This window comes from Asticcacaulis sp. P2_B1, from assembly GCF_056404915.1.
In genome coordinates this window covers 116,697-134,461 of record NZ_JBFUDD010000005.1, presented here as the reverse complement: position 1 = coordinate 134,461, position 17,765 = coordinate 116,697, and the positions used below count along the sequence as shown (strand labels likewise).

General features: G+C 60.3%; 14 protein-coding genes and 1 tRNA gene. 10 read left to right on the top strand and 5 right to left on the bottom strand.

Translation table 11 applies throughout. The features are described from left to right. Positions 1–46 precede the first annotated feature (46 nt). Positions 47–1,615: a hypothetical protein gene (locus tag AC1DX3_RS14000; protein ID WP_476989926.1), complete on the bottom strand. Its 1,569-nt coding sequence runs from the start codon at positions 1,613–1,615 to the stop codon at positions 47–49. A 93-nt stretch (positions 1,616–1,708) separates the two neighbouring features. Beyond that, positions 1,709–1,785: transfer RNA gene (locus AC1DX3_RS13995), tRNA-Arg, on the bottom strand. Positions 1,786–2,324: 539 nt separating this feature from the next. Here AC1DX3_RS13995 and AC1DX3_RS13990 point away from each other — a divergent pair. The 4 genes from AC1DX3_RS13990 (at position 2,325) to AC1DX3_RS13975 (ending at position 8,332) form a co-directional block, all read left to right on the top strand. Next, the gene (locus AC1DX3_RS13990) at positions 2,325–5,210 is read left to right on the top strand and encodes a helicase-related protein (protein WP_476989925.1); all 2,886 of its coding nucleotides are present in this window, start codon (positions 2,325–2,327) and stop codon (positions 5,208–5,210) included. Between the two features lie 19 nt (positions 5,211–5,229). Next, entirely contained in the window at positions 5,230–7,506 is a 2,277-nt protein-coding gene (locus AC1DX3_RS13985; RefSeq protein WP_476989924.1) for a hypothetical protein, read from the top strand. A gap of 195 nt (positions 7,507–7,701) precedes the next feature. Beyond that, positions 7,702–7,911: a cold-shock protein gene (locus AC1DX3_RS13980; protein ID WP_476989923.1), complete on the top strand. Its 210-nt coding sequence runs from the start codon at positions 7,702–7,704 to the stop codon at positions 7,909–7,911. A 115-nt stretch (positions 7,912–8,026) separates the two neighbouring features. After that, positions 8,027–8,332, top strand: a complete 306-nt coding sequence (locus tag AC1DX3_RS13975) for a type II toxin-antitoxin system ParD family antitoxin (RefSeq protein ID WP_476989922.1) — start codon at positions 8,027–8,029, stop codon at positions 8,330–8,332. 87 nt (positions 8,333–8,419) lie between these two features. Here the strand turns inward: AC1DX3_RS13975 and AC1DX3_RS13970 are convergent, their stop codons facing one another. Beyond that, positions 8,420–9,226 (bottom strand): hypothetical protein, encoded by an 807-nt coding sequence (locus AC1DX3_RS13970; RefSeq protein WP_476989921.1) that lies wholly within the window; start codon positions 9,224–9,226, stop codon positions 8,420–8,422. Between the two features lie 102 nt (positions 9,227–9,328). Then, complete coding sequence (locus AC1DX3_RS13965) at positions 9,329–11,806, bottom strand: cellulase N-terminal Ig-like domain-containing protein (RefSeq protein ID WP_476989920.1); 2,478 nt, start codon at positions 11,804–11,806, stop codon at positions 9,329–9,331. Positions 11,807–11,971: 165 nt separating this feature from the next. On the opposite strand from AC1DX3_RS13965, the gene AC1DX3_RS13960 reads away from it, so the two are divergent. Both AC1DX3_RS13960 and AC1DX3_RS13955 read left to right on the top strand, forming a co-directional pair. Then, positions 11,972–13,774 carry a hypothetical protein gene (locus tag AC1DX3_RS13960; RefSeq protein WP_476989919.1) on the top strand — a complete coding sequence of 601 codons (1,803 nt, stop codon included), beginning with the start codon at positions 11,972–11,974 and terminating at the stop codon, positions 13,772–13,774. A 163-nt stretch (positions 13,775–13,937) separates the two neighbouring features. Next, positions 13,938–14,948: an SEL1-like repeat protein gene (locus tag AC1DX3_RS13955; RefSeq protein WP_476989918.1), complete on the top strand. Its 1,011-nt coding sequence runs from the start codon at positions 13,938–13,940 to the stop codon at positions 14,946–14,948. 23 nt (positions 14,949–14,971) lie between these two features. Here the strand turns inward: AC1DX3_RS13955 and AC1DX3_RS13950 are convergent, their stop codons facing one another. Then, entirely contained in the window at positions 14,972–15,442 is a 471-nt protein-coding gene (locus tag AC1DX3_RS13950; protein WP_476989917.1) for a terminase small subunit-like protein, read from the bottom strand. Between the two features lie 346 nt (positions 15,443–15,788). Between AC1DX3_RS13950 and AC1DX3_RS13945 the strand changes: the two genes are divergently transcribed. The 4 genes from AC1DX3_RS13945 (at position 15,789) to AC1DX3_RS13930 (ending at position 17,627) form a co-directional block, all read left to right on the top strand. After that, complete coding sequence (locus AC1DX3_RS13945) at positions 15,789–16,076, top strand: RNA-binding S4 domain-containing protein (RefSeq protein WP_476989916.1); 288 nt, start codon at positions 15,789–15,791, stop codon at positions 16,074–16,076. A gap of 114 nt (positions 16,077–16,190) precedes the next feature. Beyond that, the gene (fdxA, locus tag AC1DX3_RS13940; protein ID WP_476989915.1) at positions 16,191–16,529 is read left to right on the top strand and encodes a ferredoxin FdxA; all 339 of its coding nucleotides are present in this window, start codon (positions 16,191–16,193) and stop codon (positions 16,527–16,529) included. Between the two features lie 21 nt (positions 16,530–16,550). Beyond that, positions 16,551–17,321, top strand: a complete 771-nt coding sequence (locus tag AC1DX3_RS13935; protein ID WP_476989914.1) for a hypothetical protein — start codon at positions 16,551–16,553, stop codon at positions 17,319–17,321. A gap of 45 nt (positions 17,322–17,366) precedes the next feature. Further along, entirely contained in the window at positions 17,367–17,627 is a 261-nt protein-coding gene (locus AC1DX3_RS13930; protein ID WP_476989913.1) for a DUF1294 domain-containing protein, read from the top strand. Positions 17,628–17,765: the final 138 nt, after the last annotated feature.

Genomic DNA, 17,765 nt, shown 5'->3' with positions numbered 1-17,765 from the left:
CCTCGGCGATGTCTCGGGATATGACTTTCTGCCCCCTGCCCGCCGCCTACTCTACCGGCTTCGGAAAATACGTCCCAAGATCGGCGATCACCTGGTCGGCATTCATCATAAACGGCGCGACCATGCCTTTATCGTCCGCATTGCCGATGCGGAAAAAGCCTTCGCACAGGTTCTTTTGTCCCGGCATCATCATAAAGCCGGTCTTGCCCTGGGCCTTGGCGGTCACGGCCAGGTGCATGTACATCGCATAGCCGCACGGGATGCTGACGCCCGCCCCCGAGGTCGAGACATATTGGCTGTCCATGGCGGCGACCTTCGTCTTGACGATATAGGGCGAACGCTTGGTGTTCCATACCGCGGTCGACAGTCTCGCATAGGCCGCATCGCCATTGGCCGGGATGAAGTAGCTCCAATACTGATTGTCCTTGTCGCCCTTCGAGGTGATAGCCGCCACGATCGTTTTCTTGAATTCGGAGACCACCTGGTCGGGCGTCTGGATCGGGCTCATGGCCTGTTCTTCCGGCGTGCCGACGGTTTGCAGGCGCCTGGCCAGCTCGGCGACATAGGCGTAACCGATATTGCGCCAATGGCTGTGGGCCGAAAACATGTTGCGGGCGCGCACCGATTGGCCGGCATCAAGGGCGGCGACGATATCGTAAAAGTCACTGATTTCGTGGAAACTGTCGACCAGGTCGCCACGTTTGCCGTCGGTGGCGTCGCTGTCGGCCTTGAGTTTGGCCGCCGTCATCAGTTCCTCGGCCTTCGCCGCATTGCCGGCCAGGCGGTAGCTGGTCGCCCCCAGGGCCTGCATGACATAGACCTGCGTTTCCGGAAGGGTCGCCAGCAGGTCGTTATAGGCGGCATAGTCGTCGGCGGCGCCGGCAAAATCACCGGCAAAAGCGCGCGCCGACGCCCGGGCGGTGGCCTGTTTCGGGTTGATGCGGACCATTTGATCCAGGATCTGCTTCTTTTCCGGGGTGTAGCCGTCCTGAAGCAGGAGCAGGCGGTAGGCGAGCTGGATCGAATAGGCGTCGTAGGGCGCGTCGTCGGCGATCCGGTAGCCCATGGCGACAGCGCCGTCGGTGTCGCCCTTGGCCACCAGGGCAATGCCTTCCAGATAGGCGGCGGTTTGGCCCAGGCTCTGGCGATAGGCGCGGGTCCCGGTCAGCTCGGGCTGGTCGGCCGGCAGGGTGTGCAGATCGTCGATGGCGCCTTGCCAGTCAGCGATCTCCATCCGGTGGATGGAACGGCCCAGGATGAGTTCCAGGCGGCGGCCGCCGTCGTGGGCCTTCTCGTCGCCGTTCAGCGCGGCGTCACAGGCCTTGATGCCGTCCTGGCCCTTCATGCGCTTGGAAACGTCGGCCGTTTCCGGCATGGGAATAAGCAGCCCGACCACCAGTGACAGGGCCACGATACGGGCGGCGGTCGACAGGGACGATTCCTTGTTCGGTTGGCCGTCGCAATGGACGAAGTTCGACGCCTTGTCCGGGACGGGGCGGACCTCGATCTTCGCCGGCGGCGGCGCCACCGGTTCGTCTGCCAAGGTCGCCGTCGACGACAGGATAAGGGAAACGATAACGGAAGATAGGATATTGGCCCGTAATGACTTACGCATCGCATTGCCCCCCAGCGAATAAGTGTACCCGGGCGGCAAATTAAGGCGATCCCGCTTTGTTATGCAACCGTTTTTTGCAGCGTAAACGATAGCTGGCGACCCCGGAGGGACTCGAACCCCCGACCTCTGCTTTAGGAAAGCCTTGCTCTATCCGGCTGAGCTACGGGGCCACGCGAAGGCGTGTTTACACAAGCCCGCCCGAAATGAGAAGCAATTCGCGTCAAGTTTTTCGTGCATAAGCTTTTTCGCGGCGGCCAGCTGCCCGGATATGGTGGGCGCTAATTGGACAGAATTGGATAAACTTTGGCCTGAGAGTGCCCCTGCGCGGGCGCTTTTATCCGGAGTGCGGCCGAAATCGCCCTGCGCCAACCGCCGCCTAAGCCACCTCCAGGCCCCTCAAACCGGCCCAAACCCCCGCGAGAAGGCCCACGAACAGCCATTTAACGCCCCGTATGCGCGCCGTTTTCACGTTCAATTGGCCCGGCGCGCGCCCTATGGTTAATCCCTACCTCGCCTACCACATATAGCCGTGAACGGAAGCGGAAGATCGTGATGTCAGTGATTCGGTCACGCTCCGTTCCCGCCGTGTTTCGCACCCTGGTAACACCTCGTTTACCGGGGCATACAGAGCTGGCAAGAAACAGGTCAGCAACGGCAATTGCCGCGTGAATCCCCTTTTCAAATGCCTCCCGCGCCCCTATGTAGGAGCGTGACCGAAAGCCATCCCCCCCTTACCCGCCCGCTCATCCGCGAATCCAGCGACGCCAAGCTGATGGCCGTCCTGGGCCCCACCAATACGGGCAAGACCCACTATGCCATCGAGCGCATGTGCGGCTATGCCACCGGCATGATGGGCCTGCCGCTGCGCTTGCTGGCGCGCGAAATCTACGAACGCGTGGTCGCCATGAAGGGCGTCAATGCCGTCGCTTTGATCACCGGCGAGGAAAAGATCATCCCCCGCCTGCCGTCCTATTTCATCTGCACGGTCGAGGCCATGCCCTTGGAAAGACAGGTGGATTTCCTCGCCGTCGACGAAATCCAGCTGTGCGGCGATGCCGAACGCGGTCACGTCTTTACCGACCGCCTGCTCCATGCCCGCGGGCGTTTCGAGACGCTTTTCCTGGGCGCCAAGACGTTCGCACCCTTGTTCCACCGCCTCTTCCCCTATGCCGAGGTCATGCTGCGGGAACGCTTGTCCAGCCTCAGTTATAACGGCCCGAAGAAGCTGACCCGCCTGCCGAAACGCACCGCCATCGTCGCCTTTTCGACCGAAAAAGTCTATGCTATCGCTGAGCTGATCCGCCGCCAACGCGGCGGCGCCGCCGTGGTCATGGGCAGCCTCAGCCCCAAGACGCGCAACGCCCAGGTCGAGCTGTTCCAAAAGGGCGAGGTCGACTTTTTGGTGGCGACCGACGCCATCGGCATGGGTCTGAACATGGACATAGCCCATGTCGCCTTTTCCGGTTTGAGCAAGTTCGACGGCAAGACCACCCGGCACCTCACGGCCCAGGAAATCGGCCAGATCGCCGGCCGCGCCGGCCGCCATATGAATGACGGCACGTTCGGCGTCACCGGCGAGTGCCACGACCTGGACGAAGACCTGGTCCATGCCGTGGAAAACCATGACTTCGCGCCCCTCGAAGCCGCCCAATGGCGCAACCATAAACTCGAGTTCGGGACCCTGGACGCCCTGCTGAAAAGCCTGACCCAGCCGTCGCACACCATTGGCCTGCACCTGGCCAAGGAAGCCCTGGACGAAAAGGCTTTGCGCCTGCTCGGCCAGGACGAGGAGATCGTCGCCAAGATCAAAAATCCGGTCAGTTTGCGCACCCTGTGGGACGCCTGCCAATTGCCCGACTTCCGCCATACCGGCATCGACGAACACCTGAAACTGGTGAGCTTCCTGTTCTGGGCCCGGATCAGCGCCGACCACTTCGTGCCGGAAGAATGGTTCCAGACCCAGATCAACGATCTCGACAAGATGGACGGCGATATCGACACGCTGTCGTCGCGGCTGTCCGGCGTCCGGACCTTGAGCTATATCGCCAATCGCGGCGGTTGGCTGGCGCGCAACGACCATTGGCGCGAGCTCACCCGCGACCTCGAAGAACGCCTGTCGGACAAGCTCCACGAAGCCCTGATGCAGCGCTTTATCGATACCCGGACGAGCGCCCTGTTAAAGGCCCTGGATGCCGATGAAGCGCCGCGGCCGGAGGTCACGCCAGAGGGCCAGGTCATTATCGAAGGCCATATCGTCGGCGAGCTGAAGGGCCTGATGTTCAAGACGGCCCAGACCGACAGCCTGATCGAGGGCAAGACCCTTCGCCAGGCGGCCAACCGGGCGGTCCTGCCGATCCTGCGCGACCGCCTGCGCGACTTGGGCAACGCCGCGTCGAAAACCTTGCGCGTCAAGGGCAACGAGATCACCTGGAACAACGAGACCGTGGCGCGGATCGAGCCCGGCGAGCTGTTCGCCCCGCGCATCAAGCTGATCTCCGAGATCGATCACCCGGCCATGGCCGAACGCGCCAAGAAGCGGCTGAGCGATTATGTGCGGGTGCTGAATACCGGCCAATTGAAGTGGCTGTGGAAGCTGAAACAGGCCGCCGATCTCGAAACCAATACCGCGCCGGTGCGCGCGATCGCCTTCCAACTGTTTGAAAACGGCGGGGTTTTGCGCCGCGACGATACCCAAAAACTGTCGTCCGAGGACAAGGCGGCGCTTAAGGCGCTGGGCGTTCACGGCAACCGCTACACCTGGTTCATGCCGGACATCAACAAGCCGAAGGTGCGCCACTATATGCGCGGCTTCGGCGCCGGCGAAGGTCAATATGCCCAGACCCTGAAGGGCAATCTCGACCTGGCCGATTATGGCCCGGTGAGCACGAAAACCCTTGCCCTGCTCGACCGGATCATCGGCAACGGCATCTATCAAAAGGGCTCGACCTATGTCCGCGAGGCCGATTTCGCACCGCTTGGCCTGAACGAAAAGCAGCGCGAGAAGCTGTTGCAGGCCCTGGGTTTGGTGAAAACCCCGCCGGTGGCCTTCCCTGTGACCGCCAAGCCGGCGGTTGCCGAAACGCCGGTAGCCGTGAAAGAAACCGAAGTGGTTGAGGGCGAAACGGCTGAGGCCGTTGAAGCCGAAGCCGTTGAAGCCGAAGCCGTTGCAACGCCTGTTGTTGAGGCTGAGGCCTCCTCGCCTGCCGAGCCGGTTACCGAGCCCGTTATGGAGGCCGCCGTTGACGTCGCTTCAACGGAAACGGTCATGGAAACCCCGGTTGCGGCAACCGCCGAGCCGGTGATGGAGGAACGCGTGGGCTGGCGGCAGAAGTCGCTGGAACCGCGTCCGCCTCGTCCGAAGCGTCCCGAACGCACCGACCGTTCCAAGTTCAAACCCGTTCAGGCCGAAGGCGAAGCACCGCACAAGGGCAAGCCCCGCCACGAACGCGGACACGAACGCGGCGACCGCAAACCGGGCCAAAAACCCGGTGGCAAGCCCGAGCACAACCGCGGTCCCCGGCCTGAGCGCAAGCCGGCCGAGCCTTACGTCAATCCTTACTCGCCGTTTGCCGTGCTCCTGGGCAAGATCACCTGATCCTTCAAAGGGCCCTGCCATGTTGAAGCGTGCATTTTGGGCCTTGGCCGCGATGGCCGTTCTGGGGATGGCGCAGGCCAGCGCCGAACCGGTGTTCCAACCCCAAGCCGGCAAGGGTTGGTGGGCGTTCGACCCGCCTCAGGACACCTTCAGCCCCGACGCCAAACTGGACCTGCGCAGCCTCAATGAAGGTGTCGCCGGCCAGCATGGCTTTGTGCACTTAAGCCCTGACGGCAACAGCTTTGTCCGCGGCGACGGCCAGCCGATCCGCTTCTGGGGCGGCACGGTGACCGCCGAAGCCTCCCACGCCGACATCGACGCCCATGCCCGCTTCCTCGCCAAACGCGGCGTCAATATGGTGCGCTGGCACGGGCACTTGGCCCCCATCAACCGCCCGGATTCGCTGCTGACCGACGTCAATGAAGAGGCGTTAGACCAGTTGTTCTACTTCGTCGCCGCGATGAAGAAACAGGGCATCTATGTCACCGTATCCCCTTATTACGCCCTGACCGATCACGTCTTCGACGACGCGGGCAAGCGGCTATTTCCCAACTGGACCGAGCCGCGCGATCCCAAAAACGCGACGACCATGGGCCTGCTGTTCTACGATCCCGTCATGCAGGACGCCTATAAAGGCTGGATCCGCGCCATGATGACGCGCGTCAATCCCTATACTGGCCAGGCTTTGAAGGACGATCCGGCCGTCGCCATCTTCCAGATCCAGAACGAGGATTCGTTGCTGTTCTGGACGTTCAACGGCCTGCAAGGCGCCGATCGCGACCTGTTGGAACATCAGTTCGGCGACTGGCTGACGGCCCGTTACGGCTCCCTGGCGGCGGCGCAAGACGCCTGGGACCATGCCCAGGCCGTGGCGGCCCCCAGCCAGGACCGCCCCGAAGCCGGCATGATGGCCCTGCCCAATCTCGCAGAGCTCGGCAAGGCGATGGATTCGGACAGCGGTTTGGGACGCCGCTATCGCGACTCGACCGAGTTCCTGACCCGGACCATGTACGATTTCAACGCCGGCATCGTGCATTTCGTGAAGGACGATCTCGGCGCCCAACAGCTGATCAATGCCGGCAATTGGCGGACGGCCAGCTCGACCTATCTCTTCGATGCCGAACGCTACAGCTATACGGCCACCGACATACTGGCGGTCAATCGCTATGTCACCGGCGTCCACGAAGGCAGCGATACGGCCGGCTGGGCAGTGGCCAAGGGCGAGCGTTTCACCAATGTCTCGACCATCAAGGACGTGGCGCAGTTTCCGCTCAATCTCAAACAGGTCGACGGCCACCCCATGCTGGTGACGGAATCCGACTGGGTAGCGCCCAACGGCTATGAAAGCGAGGGGCCGTTCCTGGTCTCGGCCATGCAATCCCTGACCGGAGTTGACGGGTTCTACTGGTTCAGCCTGGGCGACGGGCCGGGCTGGGATCAGCCGAAGAGCGCCAACGGCTATTTGCCGTCGATCGGCAAGTTCACCACCGGTACGCCGATGTTGCTGGGGCAATTCCCGGCCGCGGCCCTGATGTATCGCCAAGGTGACATGGCCGAGGCCCCTGCCCCGGCCGTGTTCGAACACCGCACGCCTGAGGATTTGTGGAACCGTGCGAAACCGCTGATCGAAGAAGAAGGCGGCTTCGATCCCAATCGCGATACGGTGCGCGAAGGCCATGATGCGACGAATGTTTCGGCGTTGAACTACCTGGTCGGCCCGGTAAAGATGGATTTTAAAGCCGGCGACAATCACGTCGCGGATCTGGCGCCCAATATCGACGCCAAGACGGCAACCGTGACCAGCCTGACAGGGCAAATGCACTGGAACTATGGCAAGGGCGTCGTCACGATCGATAGCCCGCAAGCCCAGGGCGTGTCGGGCTTTCTGCAGGATGGCAGCGGGTCGTATCGGCTGTCCGACATCACGATCGCTTCGTCCAATGCCTATGCCACGGTGACGGTGGTCAGTCTCGACGGTCACCCGCTCAGCACCAGTCATCGCGTCCTGATCCAGGTCGGCACCCAGGCGCGCCCGACCGGCTGGCAGGACGCAGCCGCCACTTGGACCTCGGCGGACGGGGCGACGGCCACCGGCCGGACGATCGTCGAGCACGGCCATGCGCCGTGGCTGGTCGCCGATACCCAGGCCCAGGTGACGATCACCAATCCTGACCTGACCCGCGCAACGGCCCTCGACGGCAACTTCATGGCCGTGGCGAAGGTAGCCGTTCGCCGGACGAAAGACGGCCTGATCGTCGATCTGCCGAAGGATTGCCTCTACGTGATTGTCGAATAGAATAAGCCTGAAACAGAATAAATTTGCTTATCGGCGCCAAAGCGTGTAGAGACCAGCCATCGATTTAGACTTGTCTGCTGATTTGTTTCTGCGTTTTACGACGCCCCAAGCGAACCCCCATTCAAAATTTAAGCGAGAGGTACGCGGATATATTATCTGCGTGCGTATAACACTAATACCTTGAAAGGGTTTATTATGAGCACAGGTACAGTCAAGTGGTTCAATCCGCAAAAGGGCTTCGGTTTCATCGAGCCTACCGATGGCGGCCAGGACGTTTTCGTTCACATCAGCGCCGTTGAACGCGCTGGCATGAGCAACCTCAATGAAGGCCAAAAGGTCTCCTACGAGCTGGCTCGTGACGCGAAGTCCGGCAAGATGTCGGCCGAGCAACTCGAAAGCGCATAAGCGTTTTTGCTGATAAAGCATTGAAAAGGTCGGACCTTCTGGTCCGGCCTTTTTTAATGCCCGTTTTGACAATGCCTGCCCAAATGCCTATCTTTTTCTTTCGAGGAGATTGGCCATGGCGACGATGATCATTTCCCTGCCCGACCAGATGAAGGCGTGGGCGGAAGCCCAGGCCGAGGGCGGCAAATACAGCAATACCAGCGACTATGTCCGCGACCTGATCCGCCGCGACCAACGGTCTGAGAAGATAGCCGCCATGCAAACCAAGATTGACGAAGGCATGGCCAGTGGCGTCAGCCCCCATTCGGTGAGTGACATGTTCGCTATGGCGCGCGCGGAGAAGATTGCCGCGATGCAGGCGGTCGCTACTGACAGTCTGGCCAGCGGCATCCGTGGGCGTTCGATGGCGGAAAATACTTGAGATCGCCAAGGCCCAGACCCAATCCGAGTCCGACCTAGCCTGAAAGCCGTTAAGACCAACACTCGCTACACCGCAAAAGCTGTGCCCTCAATGCTGGACGCGCTTCTGGCTATCGCCGGTCCGTACCGTCATGGCTGGCCAATCGACCAAGTAGAGTCGGTTCTCGCTCAGGAATTCATCCAGTCCGGTGTCGGCGCGGTCACCTGCGGGTGTTGCCGAGCGCAGGTTCAGAAAAGCTATGGTTCCGTCTTCAGCAGTCTGCCCCCATAACGTGCCGCCGCCATCGGTAACGAACGCAAAGCCGTGCTGAATAAGTGCCGTGGCGCTATTAAAGCCGACACCCTTGAAGGCAGATCGGACACCAAAGTGGCCTTCCAGATCGCCGACAGTCATGAACTGGCCCGCGAGCGGCTGGGCAATCCTTTGGCGCAGGTGCAGGTTGCGGAAGCCTGGGCCTTGGCGTTCATTCGCATAGATGTCCGCTATGGCCGTTATCTCGTCATCAATCAGAGCTTGCTGTGCTGCGGTGATGAATTCCGTCTGCCGCCAGTCATCTTCATGGAAAATAGCCACACCGGTCAGGGACGTTGCCGGGATCGTGGCCGGGATATCGTTCGTTATGGTCGGGAGACTGAAAAGAATGGTGCCCGGGTCGAGCATAACCTTGGACGGCTTGGTCAGGACAAGCTGCAACTTGCCGGTCTTGCGGAATGCCGGCTTGTCCATGGGGCTGGCGTTCACGACTGTCCAGTCCTCACCACCGATATGCAAGGTAGTGTTGACCGCAAAGGTATCGGGCAATTGGGCTACCGGCACGTCGGAAACGGCGAAGGGCGCGGCCTCGCCGGACTTGAAAAACTCCACCTTTATGGTGTTTTTGCCGAAACCAAACATGCCATCCCCCTGCCCTAGCGATATTCAAGAATGGACTGCCAGCGGGCGACATGTCGAGCGGAATATTGCGGAGCGAGGAGATGGCGCCTGGGGCGGTCGCGACTACTTCTTCTGCCCCGCCGCCATAACCAGGAACATGTAATTGGTCTCGCCACCGCCCATGACATATTCGGTCTGCTGCCAGAAAAACGGCCAGACCTTGAGCTCGGGCAGGTCCGGACGGATCAGCGCCGTCCCGGAGATGACCCCGCCCGGAATATAGGACCAGTCGGCGCGGTTGCCGCCATAGGCCGTGGTCGCCGACTTCGAACCGACACCCGACGCGAAGGACTCGGTATTTTCACCCGGATGGACGCCCAGTACGAAGTTGAGCGCCTCCATCTGCAGGGCGTCGGACGTATATTGCGGCCACGCCTTGCGGAAGAAGTATTGCTGGACCCCAAAGTCCTGGATGTCCCAACCGGCGCCCCAGATATAGGGGACATAGGGCACCCCGTACGGCGTTTCGGTGGCCTTTTGCGTCAATGAGGCCTGATAGGTTTTGACGGCGGCGGCGACGTCGCGCTGGAACGCCTTATCCTTGATCAGCGGCATGGCCGAAGCAAGAACCGCCCCAGTCTCATCGATATGGGCGATGATGTCGGGTTTCAACGCGATCAGCCGGCGCATGGCGGTGGCGTCGCCCGTGGTCTGGATCAGTTCCGACAAGGCGAAGACTTTCGATTTCAAGTTTTTCGCGCGGTCGAAAGCCTTGCCATAGATGTCGCTGCCGGCGGCCAGAGCATCTGCCGACATGGCCGGATTGGCGCTTTTCAACACGCGCGAGGCGGTCATGAGCTGCGCGGCCGTGACCAGTTCGCGATCAGGATTGTCTTCGGTAAACACCCAGCGGTCGTCATCGAGGCTCGATGTCGTGGCGGTCTTTTCGCCCGGTTTGAGCGCCGGGTCGTAGTCGAGGCCGTCCGTCTGGGTCGAGATGTCGCCCAGCAGGGTATATTGCGACAGGTGCGGCTCGATAATGCCGCGATAGCTGCGGCCGAGGGCATGGTAGCCGCCGAGCACGCTCAGCAGGCCGTGTTCGATCTGCTGGATGGCGTCGTTCTGGCCGTCCGGCTGGTGGATGTCGGCCTCTTTTTTGGTCTCGTCGATGGTCGTGGCGTCGTAGTTCAGGCCGAACTCCTCGACCATTTTGCTGAGCAGCCACACGGTGCCCATCTGGCTTTCGACGCGCAGGTCGTAATCGCCGGCGTCGTGCCAGCCACCGGAATTAAGACCGGCAATATGGTCGCCCGACTTGTACGTCGTCAGCAGATCCGCCCCCTGATCGTAACCGTCGAAATGGTCGCCGACCTGAGCCATGCGAACGTCGTCCTCATGGTCGAGTCCGTGCCAGGTGCGGTACTTTTCCCTGACCAGCATATGGCACATCTGGACCGGCAGGAAATATTCCAGGGTCGGTTGCCAGGCATGGCGGTCAAAGACGTCGTCGCCGACGCGGAAGGGCTGGCTAAGCTCGTCGCGGTAACCGATGACATACATGCCCGGATCCTTGACCGCGCTCAGGTCGGCGGTCAGGTAATTGTAACGCAGGAACTGGCCCCACGGTTTCGGCGTCTGGCGCGACACCTCCTGCTTGCCGGTTTCGCTCAGTTTATAGAGCACGATGGCGTCGGCCTGACGGTCGCGCAAGTCCTGTTCGATGATGACGGTCTTGGCCTGATCCGGGCGGTAGCCGAGCTGCGACACCTGGATCACCGGCTTGTAGCGCCAATTGGGATCGATATGGGGTGTGATGACCCAGGTAATGGCGTCCTTCGTGGCGCCGGGCCTGGTGGTTTCGCGGACGATGTACCAGCCGTTGTTGAAATTGCCGCGGCCGTCGATCAACTCCAACTGGCCGGTCCGGCTCTCGATCTTCATGCGCTGCAGGTCGCTGTCGGGCGCCACGATCAGGGTCTTGCCGCTGGCCAGAGGCGCGGTGATTTCCTGACCATGGTCGTCGGCCATGGGACCGTCGGCCTGGCGTGTGAAGATGCCGGACGACTGGTCCATCAGCCAAGCCTTGCCGAACAAATCGCCGGGGAAGAGTTCGAAATTGAAGCCGACCTTGCCGTCCCAATCGGCCGGCAGCGGCTTGTCGAGATCGACCGAAACCTGGAAGGCGTCACCATCCATCGGCGTGACGCGAACGTGGTAGCTGAAGTTCAGATCCGGATAGTCGATCGGGTTGAAGCCCTTGCGGTTCTTGCTGTCGTCCGGATAGTGCAGGGTCTGGGTGACGGAATTGGTGGCGGCGTCGACGACGGGCTTGCCGTCGCCGGCCGGCATGGGCGACCATTGCCCGGGCGAGGCTTCCAGGCGCAGATCGCCATTGGCCGCCACGCGGACGCCGTGCTGGATGACGGTGACCCCCGTCTGGTGGCCATCGGGATAGATGTCGGCGAAGACGGTGACATTGAGCCCGGGCGCTTCGAAATAGCCCTTGTCGTTCAGTTTGAGCAGCGGTTCGGCGCTGGCGGCGGTGCCGAGCATAAGGGCCAGACACGATACCGCGCCCATGATCTTGTGTGACGTCTTCATAGGTCTCTTCCCAGGAGGGGCCCTTTGCGGGCCATTGTTATCGATTACAATCATAGCCGATGACAGCGCTATCACAAGAGCAAATTCCGCGTCCCTTGATCAAAAAGGTTCCTTGACAGGGTGTTGAGCGCTGTCGATCCTGACGACTCAATATGTGGGGCAAGCATGAGCAATTCACCCAATCCCTGGCCGGATCGCCTGCGCAATGCGGCCCGTAGTATCGGCATCGCCATGGCGGCCTTGGGGGCCGTGGGCTCGCTCCTGACCATCCTCTTCTTCGTCCAGGGCGAACCCGGCAGCGGCACCCTGGGCGCGACCTTCACACGGACCTCGGAGTCGGGACAGCGCCACGTCGTGGTTACCTCAATCGAACCCGACTCTCCCCTCGCCGCTCAGGGTATCCACAAAGGTGACGCGCTATTGTTCGACCACGCGGTCGACGACGGCCAGTTACAGCGGTGGATGGCGGTGCACGAGACCGTTGGCGTGACCATTCTCGGACCGCCGGCGCGGCACGTCGTGGTCAGCGCCGCCGAACAGGTTCGCGACAAGAATTTTCAAAGCTTTCAAAGTCTGATCATTCTCGACAATTGCACGTCGCTCTTCAGTCTGTTCATCGGCAGCCTGATCCTGATACGGGCCAAGCGCTCCAACGCCCTGATCACGCTGGGCCTGAGCTTTATAGCCTTCGCCCTGTTTTCGACGCTTATTCCACAAAACCAGGCGCCGGAAGCCTTCTTCTGGTACACACTGAGTTGGACGATCGTGCAGTCGTTTTTCGTCGCTATCGCCTTCGTGTCGTTCGCCATCCTGTTTTACCGCGAAAACAACGGACCGGTGCCGAAAGCCGTATGGATCGGCCTTGTGGTCTATGCCGCCCTATTTGCCGTCGCCACGGCCGGCTATGTGCCGGTGACCATGTTGAACTATGCGCCGCCCTTGCTGGAGCACGCCACAACCTATACCTTGGTGCTCACAGAGTTCGGCTTTGCCGTGGCCCTGATCGGCCTGATCATAGGCTGGCGCAAGAGCCGCCAGGAACTACAAAAACGCTATGCCATCATGACGGTGGCCATCGCCATGGTCATCGCCTGCGACATCATGTTCGCCGTGCAGAACCTGCTGTATGGGGGTTTCGGCAGCGCAAGTTACCGGGCGTGGTACATCACCGCGGAATGGCTTTCGGCCGCCGGGCACCTCCTGTTCGCCTATGCCGTGCTGCGCGACAAGGTCATCGATTTGGGTTTTGTCGTCAACCGCGCGGTGGTTTATGGCATCATCAGCGCCATCCTGCTGGTGGCGTTCGGGATTACCGAATGGGCGATCGAGCATTTCATCCCGATCGAAAGCCGCGAAAAGAGCGCCCTGATCGATGCGGCGATCGCGCTCGGCATCTATCTTGTCTTTCACCGCGTCCGTGACACGGTCGAACACTTTATCGAAAAGCTGTTCTTCCACAAATGGCACGCCAATGAAGAGGCCCTGCGGCGCTTCGTGCGCGAGGCGGACTTTGTCAACGCGCCCGAGGCCCTCCTGACGGCCTTTGCCGGTGAGCTGACGCGGTTTACGCTTGGGGCGACCTGCACGCTGTATCTACGCGGTGGCGATAATTTCGTGGCCCAGGACGGCGAAACGATCGATGACAATGACGCGGCGGTGGTGGCCTTGCGCGCGCGGCATAACGCCGTCGATCCGACGACCCTGCCCTCATCGCTACCGGCAGCCTTGGCCTTGCCGATGAGCCACCGTGGGGTATTGTTCGGCTTCGCGGCCTTGAGTGCCCGGCCCGACGGCGCCAGCTATCGTCCGGACGAGATCGAGGTGCTGAACTGGGCGACGCACCAGATCGGGCTCGATTACCACGCTTTAAAGGTCGAGGCCCTGGAGAACGAGGCGGCAAGCTTGCGCGAACAGAATGCCGCGCTCAGCGGGGTGATCGGCAGGGCCTTGAACCCGGCAGTGGCGTAAGGGTTTGTCCGCGGATTTTGAGCGGCGACTTTTCAAAGCCTGAATGGCTCCCCCTAGAAGGGAGGGCGGACCTGGTCTAGCCAAACGCAACCTGCCTCTCTATGGTGCCTGTATCGGGAGATGATCCGGCGCTAGACCGCGTCGATTTGCAGGGGGACTTCATATGCGCATCACATTCATTCTGGCTTTGTCGGCCATCGCCCTGGCCTTGACGGGCACGGTTGCTGGGGCGCAGACGCCACCACCGGTGGCCAGCACACCGGACAGTGGTCTCGACATGACCGCTTACAACGCCGATGATTACGCCGGGGCGATGCGAGCCTGGCTCCCCTTGGCCAATGCCGGCAATGCACAGGCTGAATACTATCTCGCTACACTTTATGACCGCGGCCTGGGCACGCCTCAAGATCTGGCGACAGCGGCGCAATGGTACCAAAAGGCGGCCGATCAAGGCGTCGCCAAGGCGCAATTCAATTTGGCTCAGTTATATATAGCCGGCCAGGGCGTGTCTCAGGATGACGCCACTGCGACCAAATGGTTTGAAAAGGCCGCCGAACAGGGGATTGTCGAAGCACAATTTAACCTGGGCGTTCTGTACGCGTCTGGGCGCGGCGTCGCGCAGGACTATGGCCAGGCGAGACTCTGGCTCCAGAAGGCTGCCGACCAGGGCTTTGCGCCAGCGCAAACCAACCTTGGCGATATTTTTGCCGGGGGCCTCGGCGTCGCTCCTGATTACGAGGCTGCCGCCGTTTGGTACCGTAAAGCGGCCGAGCAAGGCGAAGTCAACGCGGAATATGATATGGGACAATATCTCATGGGCACCCTGTCGCTGGAAGGGCAAATCATTGTCAAGGATCCGGCGGAAGCTGCAACCTGGTACCGCAAAGCTGCCGACCAGGGTGACTACGAAGCCATGTACAGTCTTGCCCTCATGTACACCCGAGGAACCGGCCTTAGCCTGGATATGCCCCAGGCCTATATCTGGTTCAGCCTGGCGGAAAAAACGACAACGGACGATACGGTACGAGCCAAGGCAAAGAATAACACACTTGCGACGTCCGAACGCATCACCGCTGCCCAACGCGCCAATGCCGACAAACAGATCAAGGCCTGGAAGCCCGTCGTTCAGCCGGCATCATATGCGGCCGTCCTGACGTTTTCGTCACGGCAATAGAATAGCCCAGGCCCCGCTGCGCCTTAGCAAATCAGATCATCCAGGGTCTTGTACATAAAGGGCTTGCTCTTGCGCTTGGGCGGCTTGCTGACAATGTCGCTCGCTTTCTTCGGCGACAGCCACGCAATCATCCGGCACTGCACATCGATCACCAATTTGGCGGCCTCATTCAGCGCCTTGGTCTTCGCCGCCAACTGCGGATCGCTCGCATCGACCAGGACCTTGACATCCTTTTGGTAGTCTTCGGCGATCACCTGACAGGCCGCCCATCGCGCCTCGGCCTGGGCTTCCCGCGCCGCATGATATTTGTCGTGGAAGTCGGGATAGAGCTGGACCCACAGATAGATGGTGCTTTCGCTCGGCAGCGTCATGTCGGCGGCGACCATCCGCTTCAACCCGACCGTGCTCACCGCAATCAGCTGGCAAACCCGCTCGGCCAGTTTTTCCGAATAGGTGCTGCGCGGACGCCGCTCTGTCTTGGTCTCTGTGGTCATGGAAGGCCCTCCTCAGGCATAAAAAAGCCCCACCGGTCAAAGACCGTGGGGTTGATTTCGTTCGCAACACTGGATGCTGAGGAAAACCTACCAAGCTTGCCCTGCCATGTCAATGGATAAAATACGAAATATGATAATAAATTTTACACATCGTAATTATACGGCAATATAATACCGGCAACAAATTTCCATATCGAGATTCGGAGCGTCGGTTTTCCGCCAATCCGGCCACAACCACTCCGAATCTCGCCGGCATCCTGTGCGGCTGTGCTGACGTTTTCGTCACGGCAAGAGCATAGCCCTTGCCCCGGTTGACATCTCTCTGGGCATTTCCCAAATTCCGGTTATGAGTGATACCCTCCCTTCCGTTCGTCTCGATGTCTGGCTATGGCGTGCCCGCTTCTTCAAGACGCGCTCGCTGTCGGCCCGGGCCTGCGAGTCCGGCCATATCCGCCTGGAGCGCAACGGCCAGATCAGCCGCGTCGACAAATCGTCGCAGGCGGTCAAGCCCGGCGACCGGCTGATTTTCGCCATCGGCACCCGCCTGATCGACGTCGTTCTCAACGATACAGGGGAACGCCGCGGCCCGGCGCCGGAGGCCCAAACCCTCTACACAACTCAGACTCAATCGTGACATCAGAATAAATGGCCGGGCGAAACGCGCTCAGGCCTTGACACTGCGCCGCCTTGAAAGCATGACGCATGCACCCATATTGCGTATCTCTACCTATCGAAGGCGGCTACACTCATGACCTACATCGTTATGGATCCCTGCATCAAATGCAAGTTCATGGACTGTGTCGAGGTGTGTCCGGTGGACTGCTTCTACGAAGGCGAAAACTTCCTCGCCATCAATCCAGACGAATGCATCGACTGCGGCGTCTGCGAGCCCGAATGCCCGGTCGACGCCATCAAGCCGGACACCGAGGACGAAGGCACCAAGTGGCTGGAGATCAATACCAAATACGCCGCTATCTGGCCGAACATCTCGGAAAAGGGCACGCCGCCGGCCGACCGCGAGGATTTCGAGCGCGAAACCGGCAAGTTCGAGAAATATTTCTCCGAGAAGCCCGGCGACGGCAAGTAAGGTGTCTTGCGGGGGGCGGTCTTGAAATTTACTTTAGGGACCGTTTTCGGCCTGACCTTTTCCGTCATGGGTAGGCGCATCGTTCCGCTCCTGGCCATGACCGGCATCGTATACATCGGCTTCTATTTCATAAGCCTTTTTCTCATTGTGTTCGTGGCGGCCATATTCGAAGGGACGAATGCACCGCTGATGGCTTTCGCTCCGGCGCTCAATCTATTTCTGCCGATAGCCGCCCTGTGGAGCACGGTGACGGACATTGCCCTGTTACACGCAGCCGACAAACCGGTGCGCATTGGAACGCTGTTGCGTAACGGCTTTGGCAATATCCCGCCCGTCCTGCTCATCGGTGCGATCTGGACGATAGCCGTCCTTGTCGGCACAGCCTTCCTTGTCATCCCCGCCCTGCTCTTCATCGTCGTTTTCCAGGCGACGGTACCGGCCTACATTTACGAAAAGCCCGGCATATTGGGCGCATTCGCACGTTCACGGACGCTGACCAAAGGCCATCGCTGGGGTCTTTTCGGTTTGAATCTTCTCACCAATATATCGCTGTCGCTGATCAGCTTCATCAGCCTTGGGGTGGTCGCTATTGCTGGTTCGGCGATGTTTCCTGGAGATAAAGAAACCGGTGAGGTTTCTGATGGTGCGAGCCTCATGATACTCAGCTTCACATTCGTGATATTTATCTTCACCTCCCTGTTCATTCCGTTATTGAACGCGGCGACCTATGTCGTGTTGCGCGCCGATAAGGGGGAACCTGTGAGCGGCGCCATTGCGAAGATTTTCGAATAACGCGACGACAAGCAAGTCTTAAACCTCATTTGATTAAATGCCGCCATGAACCTGTGGCTCGTCGTCATCACCTATCTTATCGTTATCAATGGCCTGACCTTCGCGGTGTGGGGCGCCGATAAGCATTACGCCGTCAACGGTATGCGGCGGGTGCCCGAAAAGCGCCTGCTACAGCTCTGCGCCATGGGCGGCTGGCCGGGCGCTATCGCCGGCGCCCACGCTTTTCGCCACAAAACCAGCAAGACGGCGTTTATTCACAAGTATGGCTTACCGTCGCCGCTCAGGTCATTGTGCTTTGCGCAATGATCATTATGTTCGCCCGCTGACCGCGGGATGAGTCGAAAAAGAATTGTGGCAAATCGTGTCACGATTGGCGTAACCGCGATTTTTTGCAGCGCAAACCTTTATGGTGTAACAGTTTATCCTGCGGTTACGACAGCGCTG